This is a genomic window from uncultured Planktosalinus sp., assembly GCF_963973675.1.
In the GTDB taxonomy this organism is placed as follows: Bacteria; Bacteroidota; Bacteroidia; order Flavobacteriales; family Flavobacteriaceae; genus Planktosalinus.
Genome location: NZ_CAXBAN010000011.1, coordinates 1 through 15839, shown reverse-complemented (window position 1 = coordinate 15839; position 15839 = coordinate 1). Strand labels below are relative to the sequence as shown.

Annotated in this window: 14 protein-coding genes; 11 read left to right on the top strand and 3 right to left on the bottom strand. The window is 34.3% G+C overall.

Annotated elements, in window-relative coordinates; all coding sequences use genetic code 11:
- The 9 genes from AACY61_RS00995 to AACY61_RS00955 form a co-directional block, all read left to right on the top strand.
- A partial coding sequence (locus AACY61_RS00995; RefSeq protein WP_339609305.1) for a PAS domain S-box protein occupies positions 1 to 3960 on the top strand: 3960 nt, incomplete at its 5' end.
- A 31-nt stretch (positions 3961 to 3991) separates the two neighbouring features.
- Positions 3992 to 5446 carry a histidine kinase gene (locus AACY61_RS00990; protein WP_339609303.1) on the top strand — a complete coding sequence of 485 codons (1455 nt, stop codon included), beginning with the start codon at positions 3992 to 3994 and terminating at the stop codon, positions 5444 to 5446.
- Positions 5447 to 5456: 10 nt separating this feature from the next.
- Complete coding sequence (locus AACY61_RS00985; RefSeq protein ID WP_339609301.1) at positions 5457 to 6083, top strand: response regulator transcription factor; 627 nt, start codon at positions 5457 to 5459, stop codon at positions 6081 to 6083.
- 860 nt (positions 6084 to 6943) lie between these two features.
- Complete coding sequence (locus AACY61_RS00980) at positions 6944 to 7327, top strand: response regulator (RefSeq protein ID WP_339609299.1); 384 nt, start codon at positions 6944 to 6946, stop codon at positions 7325 to 7327.
- 107 nt (positions 7328 to 7434) lie between these two features.
- A complete protein-coding gene (locus AACY61_RS00975) occupies positions 7435 to 8016 on the top strand; it encodes a PAS domain-containing protein (protein ID WP_339609297.1) in 582 nt (193 codons plus the stop codon).
- A 98-nt stretch (positions 8017 to 8114) separates the two neighbouring features.
- Positions 8115 to 8483 carry a response regulator gene (locus tag AACY61_RS00970; RefSeq protein WP_339609295.1) on the top strand — a complete coding sequence of 123 codons (369 nt, stop codon included), beginning with the start codon at positions 8115 to 8117 and terminating at the stop codon, positions 8481 to 8483.
- Between the two features lie 43 nt (positions 8484 to 8526).
- Positions 8527 to 10071 carry a PAS domain S-box protein gene (locus AACY61_RS00965; protein ID WP_339609293.1) on the top strand — a complete coding sequence of 515 codons (1545 nt, stop codon included), beginning with the start codon at positions 8527 to 8529 and terminating at the stop codon, positions 10069 to 10071.
- A gap of 14 nt (positions 10072 to 10085) precedes the next feature.
- Positions 10086 to 10487 (top strand): response regulator, encoded by a 402-nt coding sequence (locus AACY61_RS00960; protein WP_339609291.1) that lies wholly within the window; start codon positions 10086 to 10088, stop codon positions 10485 to 10487.
- A gap of 82 nt (positions 10488 to 10569) precedes the next feature.
- Complete coding sequence (locus AACY61_RS00955; RefSeq protein WP_339609307.1) at positions 10570 to 10908, top strand: DUF4870 domain-containing protein; 339 nt, start codon at positions 10570 to 10572, stop codon at positions 10906 to 10908.
- 101 nt (positions 10909 to 11009) lie between these two features.
- Here the strand turns inward: AACY61_RS00955 and dnaN are convergent, their stop codons facing one another.
- The 3 genes from dnaN to gldF all read right to left on the bottom strand — a co-directional run bounded on the left by dnaN (position 11010) and on the right by gldF (position 14634).
- Positions 11010 to 12128 (bottom strand): DNA polymerase III subunit beta, encoded by a 1119-nt coding sequence (gene dnaN, locus AACY61_RS00950; protein ID WP_339609289.1) that lies wholly within the window; start codon positions 12126 to 12128, stop codon positions 11010 to 11012.
- A 93-nt stretch (positions 12129 to 12221) separates the two neighbouring features.
- On the bottom strand, positions 12222 to 13910 hold the full coding sequence (gene gldG, locus AACY61_RS00945; RefSeq protein WP_339609287.1) for a gliding motility-associated ABC transporter substrate-binding protein GldG: 1689 nt from the start codon (positions 13908 to 13910) through the stop codon (positions 12222 to 12224).
- Positions 13903 to 14634, bottom strand: a complete 732-nt coding sequence (gene gldF, locus AACY61_RS00940; protein WP_339609285.1) for a gliding motility-associated ABC transporter permease subunit GldF — start codon at positions 14632 to 14634, stop codon at positions 13903 to 13905. Before gldF ends, gldG begins: the two co-directional genes overlap by 8 nt.
- Before the next feature lie 156 nt (positions 14635 to 14790).
- Here gldF and rfbC point away from each other — a divergent pair, with 156 nt between their 5' ends.
- Both rfbC and AACY61_RS00930 read left to right on the top strand, forming a co-directional pair.
- A complete protein-coding gene (rfbC, locus tag AACY61_RS00935; RefSeq protein WP_339609283.1) occupies positions 14791 to 15351 on the top strand; it encodes a dTDP-4-dehydrorhamnose 3,5-epimerase in 561 nt (186 codons plus the stop codon).
- A gap of 2 nt (positions 15352 to 15353) precedes the next feature.
- The coding region (locus AACY61_RS00930) for an NAD(P)-dependent oxidoreductase (protein ID WP_339609281.1) at positions 15354 to 15839 on the top strand (486 nt) is incomplete at its 3' end.

Genomic DNA, 15839 nt, shown 5'->3' with positions numbered 1-15839 from the left:
AGAATGGAATATTTTATTGACTCTGATGAAAATTTTTCCGATAGTCAAGTTGCAACTATTAATGTGCCCCTTGGTGAATGGCAAATTTATGTAAAAGAAAAAGATGCTGATTATTTGGAAGCTGTAATTCCTCTCGCCATTTTAGGATTGTTTTTAAGTTTACTGGTAGGTCACTTAATAAGAATCATTCTCCAAAAACCTGCTGAGCTTGAAGAACAGGTAAAATTGCAAACTGAAATAATTTTTGGAAAAGAAAAAAGATACCGTGCTTTGGTTGAAAAAAGCAACGATGCGGTTGCAATACTGAATAAAAAAGGAACACCAATTTATGTTTCTCCATCAATCACTTCTGTTTTGGGATATTCAGAAAGTGAAGCACTCAAATTAAACTTAATCAATTTAATACACCCTGAAGACCTACATTATGTTGCGGCTGTTCTGGAAGATGTCTTAGACGCTCCAGAGGTTCCAATTAATAGTCCTATAGTTAGAGTAAAGCATAAAAATGGAAGTTGGCGTTGGGTTGATGCTACTTTGACAAATATGTTGGATGACCCTAACGTGAAAGGAATCATTGATAACTTTCGGGACATCACAGAAAGAAAAAACGCTGAAGAGAGTATACTCAAGGAAAAACAACTATCAGAAGCAATCCTTAATAGTCTTCCGGGAATTTTTTATTTGTTCAATCAAAAAGGAGAATTCCTTTTGTGGAATAAAAATTTTGAAGAAGTGTCAGAGTTTTCTGCAAATGAGATTAAAAAAATGCACCCTACCGAGTTTTTTGAAGGAGAAGACCAAAAACACATTCTGGAACGAATCATGGAAACCTTTGAAAAAGGTGAAAGCTTTGCTGAAGCATACTTTACTACAAAAAGCGGTAAAAAGATTTATCACTATTTCACAGGTTCTTTAATTGATTATAAAGGTGAAACTTGTCTTTTGGGAACCGGTATTGATACTTCAAAAAGAAGAAAAGCAGAACTGGAATTAAAAAAGAGTGAAGAACAATTGATTTCGATTTTCAACAATTCAATAAGTGCAGTAATAATGATGGACGACCAGGGTTTGATTACAAACTGGAATCCACGCGCTGAAGAAATTTTTGGATGGAAAGCTGAAGAAGTGCTCAATCAGCCAATGCATCACTATATTATGCCAGAAAAACACCGTGAAAGACATCTTAATGGTATGAAAAGGTATCAAAAAACAGGTAAAGGCGCAATCTTGAATTCAAATATTGAAATTGATGCGGTAACAAAAGATAAAAGAAAAATTGATATTTCTCTGGGGGTAACAACGGTCTCAATAAGAGGAAAGGATTATTTCATAAGCTTTATCAATGATATTTCAGAGAGAAAACAAATTGAACGAAAAAATCAATTTGAACAAAAAAACAGAGATGCCCTCATTAACTCTACTGAGGACCTGATTTGGAGTGTTGATAAAGATATGAATTTGATAACAGCAAATAACCCCTTCAAAATTACCTTCTTAAAATATTCCGGTAAAGAAATTATGGAAGGGAACACTATATTGCCCTACGAGCTTGATGAAGACTATATAAATAAGTGGAGAGATTTGTACAAACAGGCATTGAAAGGCGAATCAGTTACATACATCAATGATCGAGCGCTAGAAAATAAAAATCAATCACAGCAGATGATGGAGACCCAGTTTAACCCAATAATAATTAATGGAATTATTGAGGGGGTTGCCTGTTCAGCAAGAGACATAACAGAGAGGCTAAAACATCAAAAAGAAACAGAGGAGTTTAATGAAAAACTAACAACAGCTCAGGAAATTGCAAAATTGGGTTACTGGGAACATATTCTTGGAGAAAAAGAACTATTTTGGACAGATCAAGTATATGAAATTTGGGATGAAGATTTTAATGATCATCAACCAACTGTTGACACATTTTTTGAAACGGTACATCCTGAAGACAGAGATAAATTTAATTTATACACAAATAAACCAATAGACGATATCCAAATTCAGGATATTGAATACCGCATTATTACAAGAAAGGGAAACTTGAAATGGGTACATCAGTATGGTAAAAAACTGCAAGCTAAAGATAAAGACCTGGTGATTTTTAAAGGAACTATGCGTGATATTACGGACAAAAAAAACCAGGAACAAGCAATTTTAGAATACAATTTGAAACTGGAAACAGCTCAAAAAATAGCAAAATTAGGGTACTGGGAGCTTGACATTGCCAATAATAAATTGACTTGGTCAAAGCAGATTTTTGAAATCTGGGAGACCTCAGAAAAAGAGTTTGAAGTGACGTTTAATAATTTTTTCGAATCCATTCACCCTGAAGACCGTGAGAATTTTTCAATTGAGCAAGAGAGAGCATTGAGAGGGGAAAAACCTTTAGAAACAGAACACCGAATTGTTTTAAAAAATGGAAAAATAAAATGGGTATTAGAACGGGGTGAAATAATTAAAAACAATGATGGAGAATCGTTACTTTTTGAAGGAACAGTTCAGGACATTACCAATCAAAAGGAAATAGAAATTGAATTAAGAGAACAAAATAATTTTATAAAAACAGCAATCGACAACCTACCTGTTGGAATTGCAGTAAGAAACTTAGAAACGGGTAAATTCACCCTGATGAACAAGAACTTTACTGAAATTTATGGATGGTCTAAAAAAGAATTTAATAATGTGGATAGTTTCTTTGAAAAAGTATATCCTGACCCTACCTATAGAGAAAAAATTAAAAAGCAAATTTTTAGCGACCTTGCCAGTAAAGATGTAAACAGGATGCAATGGGAAGGAATTAAAGTGGTCACAAAAAAAGGAGACAACCGCATCGTCAATGCAAAAAACATCCCTCTTTATGATCAAAATATAATGATTTCAAGCGTTGTTGATATTACAGAAAAAGCTTTGGCTGAACAACAACTGGCACTGAGCAATGAGCGTTATGAATATGTAACCAAAGCAACATTTGATGCTATTTGGGACTGGGATTTGATTAAAAAGTCAATTTTTTGGGGAGAAGGTTTTAAAACAATCTTTGGGTATAAGCCTGTCACAACCACTGAACAATACTGGTATGAAAATATACACCCTCAGGATTTAAAAAGAGTGCAGCAAAGTATTCAGCAAGCCATTGAAAGTCAAAATTTAAATTGGGAAAATGAATATCGTTTTAAACACGCCAATGGTACGTACCGCTATGTAAAAGATCGCGGAATAATTTTGAGAAATGTTGAACGAAAAGCAATACGAATAATAGGTGCGTTGCAGGACATTACCTCACAAAGGGAATATGAAGAAAAACTGCTGGACGTAAACCAGAAGTTAAGAAATCTTTCAGCGCATTTGCAACAGGCCCGAGAGGAAGAACGCATTGCGATAGCAAGAGAAATACACGATGAACTCGGTCAGCAATTAACGGGTATCAAACTCGATGTTTCCTGGTTAAAAAATAGACTTGAAGAAGCCGTGCCGGAAAATACAGAAAGAGCGCAAAGACTCATTGAAAACATTAACAAGACCATTAATGACGTACGTAAAATCGCTTCCCATTTAAGACCGGGTGTATTAGATGACCTTGGACTTGAAGCTGCTATCGAATGGCAAAGTAACCAATTTGAAACGCAAACAGGTATAAAATGCCATTTGCACCTTGACAGTGTAAAGGGTGATTATGGAAAAGAAATTAATACCTCTGTTTACAGAATTTATCAGGAAGCACTTACAAATATTATGAGACACGCTAAAGCTACAGAAGTTAACACCTTTTTTTCTGAAAAAAATAACACACTCCTGTTAGAAGTTATTGATAATGGTGTAGGTATAGGTGATAATCAAAAAAATAATTCATTTTCCCTGGGAATCACAGGAATGAGAGAAAGAGCTTTTACAGTAAACGGAAGTTTTCACCTTTTTAAACCAAAAGAAGGAGGAACAAAACTTAAAGTGACTGTGCCTATTTGATTTTCCAATCACTCATTAAAATCAAAAGTTAATGAAATTACAACATAATAAAGAAATTAAAATTCTTGTTGTAGAAGACAACATGGGTGATTATATTTTAATTTCAGAATATTTAAATGAATGTTTTGAAGAACCACTCATTGAACAGGTTAAAACATTCAATGAAGCTAAAAACATATTAAATGATGACACAGCTAAATTTGATGTGATATTACTTGATTTGTCACTGCCTGATGATCAAGGGGAGTCTTTGATTTCAAAAACACTTTCACTATGTCAAAACATACCGGTAATTATCCTTACAGGAAATACAGATCTTGATTTTGCCTTAAAAGCACTCAATTTAGGAGTGACAGATTATTTAATTAAAAGTGAAATAAGTCCGGTAGCACTTTTTAAAAGTATATTATTCAGTATTGAAAGAAAAGAAATTGGCCATCAACTAAACAAATCAAAAAAAGAATACCAAGACCTTTTCAATTTAAGCCCATTACCCATTTTTATTTATGATGTCAACACATTGATGTTTCTGGATGTGAATAAAGCTACCGAGGAGCATTATGGATTTTCAAAACAAGAATTTTTAAATATAACGCTTTATGACATTCGACCCAAAAAAGAAGTTGAGACCCTTTCAAAAGCTATAGAAAGTTTAAAAAATGAACATAAAAAATATACAACCAGAACTGCACTCCATAAAAAAAAGAATGGAGAATTAATGCTGGTTCAAATTCATGGGTTTGCGATAGAATATCAAAACAAACTTGCTGAAACAATTATTATTAACGACATCACAAAGCAAAAAAAATATGAAGATGAAATTGTTGCAGTCAATACAAAACTAAGACATTTAACTGCTCACTTACAAAAAGTAAGAGAAGAAGAGCGCATTACAATTTCAAGAGAAATTCACGATGAATTAGGACAGCAACTAACAGGAATAAAACTGGATGTCTCCTGGTTAAAAAATAAACTCGAAACCATATACCCAGAGGCAAATGAAAGAACAGCCCGGTTAATTAAAGGAATCAATAAAACCATAAACGATGTGAGAAAGATATCTACAAACCTGCGACCGGGCGTGTTGGATGATTTAGGCCTTGAAGCTGCTATTGAATGGAAAAGCAACCAATTTGAAGAACAAACAGGAATTAAATGTATTCTTGATATTGAAGAGGATATACTTGATTATGGAACTGAAATTAATACAGCAATTTACAGAATTTATCAAGAAGCACTCACCAACATTGCTAGACATTCTAATGCTAGTGAGGTCTTAATAAACTTGAAAACAAAAGACAAAAAACTGTATTTTGAGGTTATTGATAACGGTAAAGGAATTAGTGAAGCAGACAAAAACAATAACATATCCCTAGGGTTAACAGGTATGAAAGAACGGGCTATAATATTAAATGGTGATTTTTTTATAGAAAATTTAAATGGAAATGGGACAAAATTAAAAGTTTTAGTACCTTTAGATAACTAAACACCAACAAATGAATGTTTTAATTGCAGACGATCACGCAATTCTTAGAAAGGGGTTGATAGAGATTTTACTTGAGTCTTTTCCCTCAATGAATTATTTTGAAGCCTCAAATGGTCTTGAAGCACTACAAATCACTAGAAAAGAAAAGCTGGATTTTATTTTGTTAGATATTTCAATGCCCGGCAGAAATGGTTTGGATACACTTAAGCAAATCAGATCTGACGGTAATTCTACACCCGTATTAATTTTAAGTGTTCAGCCTGAGGATCAATATGCTATAAGAGTATTGAAAGCGGGGGCCAATGGCTTTTTAAATAAAGACAGCGCCCCGGAAGAACTTTTAAATGCCGTAAACCAGGTGTTGAATGGTAAAAAATACATTTCAGCATCCATAGCTGAAAAGTTGGCCGACTCTATTGGAAGCCCCTTTGATAAACCCTTATATGAAAATCTTTCTGATCGGGAATTACAGGTACTGCAATTAATAGCCTCCGGAAAAACGGTCTCCGAAGTAGCCAGGGAAATTTCTCTTACCGTTAACACAATCAGTACCTACCGCGCACGAATTCTCGATAAACTAAAGCTGAATAACAATGCTGAGCTTACCCGATATGCCCTCGATAATCAATTGGTTTAGTGTTTTGTAGTACATTTTGTTACACACTTTATACAGCTTGTACTATTTTATGTATTTCTATTCTTTCGTTTCTTTGTAACATAAATTTTTCATAATAAATAATTTATTTTGTGTTAGTTTTGGTATTTTGAGATAATTTAAAATTAAATTTTCCCCAAGATTTTTTTAAAAACTCATTACCAATTTAAAGTCTTAAAACAGACTGACGGAAAAGTGCTCATTAGAATTGATTTTTTAAAAATTTAAACACTTAGGTGATTTTGAGTTTTTTGATATAGGGAAAAAATCAATTCGGGCACTTTTTCGTTTTTATAATACTGCCAACAAAGGGAACTGTGTAGTATAAACAACTACGAGTTGTTCACAAGTTATACTATTTAGTAAATCAATTGTTTGTAGTTAATTTGTGGTATCAATTTATTCATAATTAATTGTGTTAATAAAGTTCTGATTCAGGCTCTGATTAAATAAAACATCCCCAATTATATATTTAATAGGAGCCTGTTTTTTAATGGCTTAGTAAAATTAGTAATCCGGCAAATACATTAAAAGAGTTGGTTTTTTAAAAAATTTGAGAACACTTAGGTGGTTTTTAAGCTTTTTTGATATAGGGAAAAAATCGAAACTTTGTATTGCCGGTTTTTTTATTTAAAATAAACCTGAGTACTACAAAAATGAAATTTTTTAAAATGCCAAAAAATATCGTAGTGTTTATTTGTGTGATTCTATACACGATGCTTATTTTACTTGTGCTTTAAAGGTTTTGTGGTTGCTTTTACTACACAAGATTCACATTCTCAACTAGTTTCTTTTTTTTAGTTTATTCCTACATTTGTCATATAATTTGACCCCCAAAAATAATGACCTTAAAAGTATTGACCATTGATGACTCAACAACAATCACCACACATTTAAATTACCTTCTAAAAAACCTGAAGGAAATCGATTGGGTAGGGCACGCTTATGATCTCGAAGAAGGAAAAAAAATATTAAAAAATACAACACCAGATGTTGTTTTGCTCGACATCATGGTAAGTGAAGAAAGTGGCTTTGATATGCTCAATTTTATAAAAAAACAGTATCCAAAAATAACAGTCTTTATGTTAAGTAATTTGAGTGATACGATTTATGTTAAAAAAAGTTTACAGTTGGGTGCCAGCCATTTTATTGATAAGTCGTTTGAATTTGAATCAATACCAAACCTATTGCTAAAAGAGCATCAAGTTAAATGGAATTTAAATTAAATTTATATTAAACATAGTGATATGTAGGAAAATATTCCTACATTTAAATATTAAATCTTTGCTTGATACAGGGAATTGAAAGTAAAGTGCCCCAAATAATTAGTAGTATGAATACCATAATCTTTTCGGCTGTTGATAAACAGCTATTAAGGAACAGTCCAATATTTAACAAGGCTGTCAAATCATTTGAATCTGCTTCAAATAATTCTAATCAATATCCAAGTGATTCTGTTTCAATTGTTTGCAACTATGAAGGAACCATCAGGTTTATAAACCCCTCTTTTTCAAAAATAGGGTGTGAGCCAAACCAATTCCTTGAAAAATCGATTCTTGATTTCATTCACCCAGAAGATGTGTATCCAGTTATCGAACACTTGGTTCTACTACTTCAGGAAACTACTGAAAGTGTTGTTCTTGGAGCACGCTTTCTTTGTAAAGAAAATAACTATTATTTTACCAAGTGGCACGTATCCTATTTAAGAGGCTTGTTTTATTTATACCCACTTGAAGTACCTGAAATTCCTACAGCAGAAAATCACATCAATCAAAATTTTAAAAACGTTCAAACAAAAAATTCCGGAAACAATAAAAATTCAGAGCAGCTCATTTGGAAAATGGAACTGTCAAAAACCTTGTATGAATGGGACCGCTTAATTTTAAAACAAGTAAAATACTGCCTTTCTGTATAATGAATTTGTAGTATAAAACACTACAAGTGTTTCATAATATCAACTATTTAAATTGGTTAAAAAATAAATCATTTTTATATTTCTAAACCAATTAGTAAATGCAGTTAAAAGTTATTTCTGTAGATGATTCTGTAACAATAGCAAATCACCTTCAAAACTTGTTAGAAAAACTTGATGGTATAATGTTCTCAGGACATGCATTTACAATCAATGAGGCATTATCGTTGTTGGAAACTAATAAACCCGATATCGTTTTTTTAGATATATTTTTAAAAGATGAAAACGGTATCGAATTACTTTCAATAATTAAAAATAAATACCCTCAAATTAAAATAATTATGCTTTCCAATCATTCAGAAATGTTCTATAAAAATAAAACAAAAGATCTGGGAGCTGATTATTTTTTAGATAAGTCTTATGAATTTGATAAAATTCCGGAAATTCTAAAAAAAATAGCTGAAAATTAAACAATACTTTTAAAAATAATACCGCGCCTCCAAACCTCCTATTATGTTCAATCCCCAAAGTCAAATTGAAAATTCAACTTGCGAGATTAAATATGAACTTCAGGAAAAGAACATTAAAGTTCTGGTTCTTGATGATGAGAGCATCATTCCTGAATTAAAAAGTGTAGTTCAAATTTTACAGGGTTACAATTTTATTTTTCAAAGCACAAACTGTGACAATGAGTTTAAAAAATTAATTAGAGAAATAAAACCCAATCTGATCATTTCAGAACTACATATCAACGAAATTGAAGGAAAGGAACAATTGAACTATTGTAGAATGGTCTATCCTGAAATTCCGTTTATCATCTTAAGTGCACATACCTGCAATAAATCTGCGCTGACTTTTTTAGAAATGGGGGCTACCGATTTTTTAAATAAAGACACTATTTCAGCACTTCCGGCTACTATTTACAAAGCCTTAAGGCAAAGTCATGAAAAAATTCAAATCAAAGAAGCAAGGCAACAACGCTGGGAAGATGCACAGCGCTTTAAAGGCCTCATTGAGTATTCTCACGACCCGGTAATCACCTATGATTATGATGGAACAATCACCTATGCCAGCCCTGCAATAGAAAGGGTTTTAGGATATAAAGTTGAGGAATTTGTTGGAACCAACGTGATTGATCACATTCACCCTGAAGATTTGCCAATTAGAGAAAACGCTTACAAAACACTTCTAAATTCAGAATTGAACTTTGAAACCATTAATGAAGAACGCTTACTACATAAAAATGGGCATTTTATTTGGGCAAAAGCAATTATTAGTGATGCCAGGCTAATACCGGGTATAGAAGGCATTATGACTAATTTCAGAGACATAACAATCGCCAAAAATAAAACATGCGACCTCAATAATACTATAGAAATTTTAACAAATCAAAACAACCGTTTACTTAATTTTTCATACATTGTTTCTCACAATTTAAGATCTCACACAAGTAATATACAGTCAATCATTAACTTTCTTGAAATCACTGACGACCCCGGAGAACAAGAGGAAATGATTCAACATCTGAAAGAGGTATCTGAAGCGCTCAATGAAACCATGACCAACCTGAATGAAGTGGTATCAATACACTCAGGTGATCATTTAAAAATAGAATCACTTTCATTGAGAAAATTTGCATTGATAAGTTTGAAAACTTTGAAATCAAAACTCAATGCCATTAATGGTAAAGTGCATTTCAATATTGATAAAAATTTAATGATTAATTTTAATAAAAGTTATCTGGAGAGCATTCTTCACAATTTGTTTTACAATGCCATCAAATACAGCCACCCCAATCGCAGGTTAGATTTGGAGATAGACATAGTTAATGAAGATGAATTTGATGTCTTGATAGTAAAAGATAATGGAATGGGCCTTGATATTGAAAAGTATAAAAATAAGCTGTTTGGAATGTATAATACATTTCACAACAACAAAAACGCAAAGGGTTTAGGTTTGTTTATGAGTAAAAACCAAATTGAAGCTATGAAGGGTAAAATTGAAGTAGAAGGTTCAATTAATAATGGCTGTACTTTTAAAATATACTTTAAAAAGTAAAAACTCAATTTAAAATGAAAAGAACAATTTGTATAATTGATGATGATCCCCTTTATAAATTGTTACTTAAAAAAACAATTGAAAGGTTAAATCTTAATATTGGTGTAGTTACCTATGAAGATGGGAAACAAGCCATTGAAGGATTGTCAAAACTTAAAGAAAACACTGCTCAATTGCCCGATATCATTTTACTTGATATAAACATGCCGGTAATGGATGGCTGGGAATTCATGGATCAATTTGTGGAAGATAAAAACCAGTTTTCAAAAGCAATGACCATTTATATCGCAAGCTCTTCCATTGCAACTCACGATATCGAAAAATCCAAAACCTATACTGAAATTTCAGGCTACCTGGTCAAACCAATTGTTAAGAATACAATTCTTGAATTACTGCAAAACAAAGTTTTTATGTAACAACTTTTATTTTTTGACGACATACAAGTGTCATGAATCAAAAAATAGTTTTAAAATGGAAGTCATCAATCCTGAAATCACAATGCGAAAGGACAATCAGCTCCTTTTAATCACTCATTTATCACAATTATTATGTTATGTCACCGGTTTTGGGGGCCTTATAGTACCAATCATTATCTGGGCAGTAAATAAAGACAAAGTCGAAGGTCTTGATGCACATGGTAAGGAAATCATTAATTTTCAGTTAAGCATGATTTTGTTTGCGTTGATTTGCATTCCGCTTATCCTACTGGTAGGGTTGGGAATTTTAGGTCTCATTGTAGTGGGAATTATTTCATTTGTATTTCCAATCATCAATGCCATCAATGCTGGCAACGGTAAATTTTCCAGATATCCCCTGACCATACGATTTATTAAATAAAAAACCGCAATTTTATATAAACTGCGGTTTGCATTGTGAGGTTAAAAAATACTAACAATAAGGTAGGTCTCTACCAAATACATTTTCAGTTAGTAATACGTTTAGCTGTTAAGCATCACCGGCATAACAAGCATTATAATTTGTTCACCTTCATCCAGGCCATCTGCAGGCGTTAAGATTCCTGCACGATTGGGTAATGACATCTCTAAGGAAATTTCATCACTGGTTAAATTAGTAAGCATTTCTGTTAAAAAACGGGAGTTGAAACCAATTTGCATATCATCACCCTGATAACTGCAGGTGAGTCGCTCTTCCGCTTTGTTTGAATAATCAATATCTTCAGCAGAAACATTCAATTCGGCTCCTGCAATTTTCAATCGAATTTGATGTGTGGTTTTATTTGAAAAAATTGAAACACGCTTCACAGAACTTAAAAATTGACTCCTGTCAATGGTTAGTTTATTAGGATTTTCTTTTGGAATCACCGCTTCATAGTTTGGATACTTTCCATCAATCAAACGGCAAACCAGTTCCACATTTTCAAAGACAAACTTGGCATTTGATTCATTGTATTCAATCAGTACATCTTCCTCACTACCTGCTAAAATTGACTTCATTAGGTTTAGAGGCTTTTTAGGCATGATAAAATCTGCAGTTTCAGAGGCTTTTACATCTTCACGTGTGTATTTTACAAGCTTGTGGGCATCGGTGGCCACAAAAGTGAGACCTTCTGTTGAAAATTGAAAAAACACACCGCTCATCACGGGCCTTAAATCATCGTTTCCACTGGCAAAAATGGTTTTACTAATCGCAGTCGCAAGTATGTCTGATTGCAGTACTGTGCTACTGGGACTCGATATTTCAATAGCTTTTGGAAATTCTTCACCATTGGCATACGCCAAAGCATACTTACCATGGTTGGAACTGATTTCTATCGTGTTGTTCTCTTCAACTACAAAAGTGAGGGGTTGCTCAGGAAATGATTTTAAAATATCTAAAAGCAATCTGGCAGGTACAGCTATACTTCCCTTACTATCACATTCCACTTCAAGAGTTCCTGAAATGGTGGTCTCTAAATCTGAAGCCGAAACCCGTAAGCTGTCTTTGTCCAATTCAAATAAAAAATTATCTAATATAGCTAGGGTATTGCTGGTGTTTATAATGCCACCTAAAACTTGTAGTTGTTTTAGTAAGTATGAGCTGGATACTATAAATTTCATTCGTTGTTTTTAGTTTAAAACTGGTTAAAATATCTCATAAATACAAATATATTGCAATCTGCTTGAAACCCGAAACAAACTTATTAACAAAAATTAAGTATATTTTCTCTTCCTGTAGAGCGTAAAAAGCACTCCAAAAACAGCCAGTATACCCAGTGGAAGCAATAAATTCAAGGCTTGCCATTTGCTGCGTTCCTGAAGACTTTTTTGCTGATCCAAAAATGCTATGGATATTTCCTTGCTTCTTATGTTTATAAGTCCCGTATCATCCAGCAGATAGTTAACAGTATTGAGCAAAAAGTCTTTATTGCCATAGCGGTTGTTGGTCCATTTGTCAAACCCCAGTTCAATGGGCCGGTTGCCTTGCATCTGATTTTTGATGACATCACCATCACTAATAACCACCATTTTGCTTTCAACACCTTCGTCAAGGTGTTCAGAAAGTTTAAATGGCTTGACCCGGTTGCGATATACCGATTGAAAAGTGCCTTCCAACAATACCGCCAATGGGACTTTACCTGCCGAAAACTCTTGCATATCGGGTCCGTTATTTACTGTGTTTAAATTATACTCAATTTCATCCAGCCTGATTTCAACAGGGGTGCCCACTGTGCGGGTAATAGGTGAACTGCTGAGCAATACCGTTTTGTGAATTTCGTTTTCAAGAGTGTCTATGGAATTGGCAAAATCAAATTTGACAGCTTCAATATTGTTGACAATAGGATGCTCGCTTGTACTTGAGGATAACGGACTGTAAAACCACGGATATTGATTGTATTGACTGTCAGCTTCTGTTCCTGTAGCCAGAACAATAGGGGCATGATAAGCATCGTTGACCAATGCAGGGTTGATTCTAACACCGTAACGAAAGAAAAAATCCGTAAGGTTGAGGTCTTGATTAAAAGCAAAGGTAGAACCACTCTCAAAAAGACTGTCCATGCTTACCATAACTTCATCAATTAGCCACATACTTTTTCCACCCCGCAGGCTGTATTGATCAAGCACATATTTTTCAGCGTCAGTAAAACGTTCAGTAGGTTTGGCTGATACAATGAGGTCAAATGTACTGAGTTGCTCTAGTGAACGAACAGGGTCGATAGCAACAGAGTCAAGCGTATACGGGGCAATAAAATAATAATCACGCAGGGTGGAAAAAAAATCGGCTATGTAACGATCATTCAACTGTCCGTTGCCCTTTAAAACAGCTACTTTCTTTTTCTTAGGGCTGATGATCTTCCTGAAACCATCGGCAAAAGCATATTCTAAATTCTGAATGGAATTGCTAACGCGCTCTTCCTGTGTAGCTCCAAGGGTATTTTTTAGCAAAGGAACTTTCACCATAGTTTCCTTGTAAGTGATCAAAGCCCACGGATATACCAATTCCTGGCTTTTTTTACCGCCTTGCTGTATACTTATCTGAGCAGGCATAATTCCTAGTTGAGCTAATTGCCGCTGTAATTCTTCCTGATTGCCCTGTTCTTCCGTTAAATTAGTGAAATAAAATTTTACTCGTGAATTATGTGATGCAAACACCTCCAGCAATTGACGGGTTTCACTTTGTAGACGCCTGAACTCGGCCGGAAGTGTTCCCTCGAGCAAAACTTCAACCACAACTGGAGCATTGGCCGCATCAAGTGTAGCTATAGCAGAATCTGATAAGGTATAACGCTGATCTTCTGTAAAGTCAAAACGTTTGTAAATCTGGTTTCCTATAAGGTTAATCCCCACGATTAGTAAAATGAGCAATACAGTCTTTTTTCTTAGCTTTGATTGTTTACTCATAATCAACATTCAATTTTATTACAGTGAACCCTAAAAATAGCAGTCCAACACTCAAAAAATAAAGTATATCACGGGTGTCCAGTACACCGCGGGCAACGCTTTCAAAATGGGATAACATGCCCAACTGTGATAAAGTAGCATCTGCGTCCCCAAACAAACTGTAGTTTGCCAGACCTTCAAAGCCATAATACATAAAAAAACAAATGAAAACGGCCGTAATGAATGATACAATTTGATTTTCAGACAGTGTAGAGGCAAACACACCAATAGCCGTATAAGCAAAAACCAAAAATAGCAACCCCAGATAAGAGCCCAAAGTACTTCCCAAATCCCAGTTCCCGGGAGGATTGCCAAGTTCTGAAATAGTGACGATATACAAAAGGGTTGGAATCAATGCCAATACAATCAGTAGTAAGGCGCCAAAATACTTTCCTAAAACAATCGCATTTACAGAAATGGGCTTTGTTAGTAACAACTCCATCGTTCCCATTCGCTTTTCATCACTAAAGCTACGCATAGTGACAGCAGGAATTAAGAAAATCAAGACCCAAGGGGCCAGTTCAAAATAAGACGAAAGGTCTGCAAACCCCGCATCCAGTATATTAAATGGCCCGCTAAAAACCCACAAAAACAAACCGTTAATGATTAAAAAAACAGCAATCACCAGATACCCGATCAGGGATCCAAAAAAGGAATGTATTTCTCTTTGAATTAGTGCAATCATAGATTGTTATATTAAACTAACTGCGACCCACAATATTGTTTCAATGATAAATTTTTAGGACGACCTTACAAAAATAGAAATTAAGTCTGACTTGGCTTTTTTTAATCGGAAGTATTTCCGCAACAAAAAACTTATATTTGCAAATATCACACGTGCATGAAATACATTAAAACTCAATTTGAAAACTTATGGATCTGTCAACCCACCTTGTTGGGTGACAGTAGGGGTTATTTCTACGAAACGTTCAATGAAGCCCATTTTAAAAAACATACCAATCTCGCAGTTCATTTTGTGCAGGACAATCAGTCGCTTTCAAAATATGGTGTGCTAAGAGGTTTGCATATGCAGGGCGGCGCATTTGCACAGGCAAAGCTTGTGCGCTGTTTGAAAGGGGAGGTACTGGATGTTGTTGTCGATATGCGAAAAGACCAACCTACCTTCGGAAAATCATTTTCAATCATGCTTTCAGAAGAAAACCATACCCAATTGTTTATTCCCAAAGGCTTTGCACATGGCTTTGCTGTTTTAAGTGATGAAGCAATTTTTGTCTATAAATGTGATAACTTTTACGATAAAGCATCAGAAATAGGTGTAGATTACAAGGATCCGCAATTTGAAATAGACTGGAAAATACCTGAAAATGAGCGCATACTTTCTTTAAAGGATCAAAACAATCCTATCTTCAAGGAAGCAGTCAATCAACTTTACGCACTGTAGTAATGACTCTCAAACAAAGCATATTGATTACAGGAGCAAACGGCCAGTTAGGACAAGCATTGAAACTGTATGCAAACAAAGATACTGTTATTTTTACCAACCGCACTTCCTTTGATATTACTAACAAACTTCAAATGGAGACCGTATTTAAAACCCACTCTCCAAGCCTGGTAATTAACACGGCAGCGTTTACACAGGTTGATGATGCAGAATCTATGCAGGAAACAGCATTTCTAATCAACGAAACAGCTGTGAAAAACCTCATTGAACTTTGTGAGAAATACAACAGCAAACTCATACATATTTCAACCGACTATGTGTTTGATGGTGAGAGTAAAACGCCCTATAAAGAAACAGATCAAACCAACCCCATAACTGTTTATGGCAAAAGTAAAAGAGCAGGTGAAGCTGCTATTTTAAGTAGTAACTTAAATGCATTCGCTATTATTCGCACCTCCTGGTTGTACAGCCGCTTCGGAAATAACTTT